General features: G+C 67.6%; 1 protein-coding gene. It reads left to right on the top strand.

Annotated features, from left to right (window positions below; all coding sequences use genetic code 11):
* The coding region (locus tag EN990_RS35295; RefSeq protein WP_164766242.1) for an FAD-binding oxidoreductase at positions 1-444 on the top strand (444 nt) is incomplete at both ends.

Genomic DNA, 444 nt, shown 5'->3' with positions numbered 1-444 from the left:
GTCACAATGTTGCTGGCTACGCCATCTGCGACGGCGGCCTAATGATCGACATGTCGCTGATGAATGGCGTGCGGGTCGCGCCCGACCTCGATTGCGCCTTCGTCGAGGGCGGCGCCACCTGGGCCGATGTCGATGCGGCCACCACCCCGCTTGATCGCGCCACGCCGGGCGGCCTCATCTCGGCGACGGGCGTTGCCGGCCTAACTCTTTCCGGCGGCATCGGCTGGCTGCGCGGCAGCCACGGCCTCAGCGTCGACAATCTGCTGGCGGCCGATCTGGTGACCGCCGATGGCCGCCTCATCCATGCCGACGCGACCCAGAACCCGGATCTCTTCTGGGCGCTGCGCGGCGGCGGCGGCAATTTCGGCGTGGTGACGAGCTTCGAGTTCAAGCTGCATCCGATCGAGCCGGAGCTGATGTTATGCGGTCCGGCCTATCCCGAAG

The organism is Mesorhizobium sp. M7A.F.Ca.US.005.03.1.1, assembly GCF_003997975.1.
Lineage (GTDB): Bacteria > Pseudomonadota > Alphaproteobacteria > Rhizobiales > Rhizobiaceae > Mesorhizobium > Mesorhizobium ciceri.
Note: the sequence above shows the minus strand (reverse complement) of the source record. Positions and strands in the feature narration are given on the sequence as shown.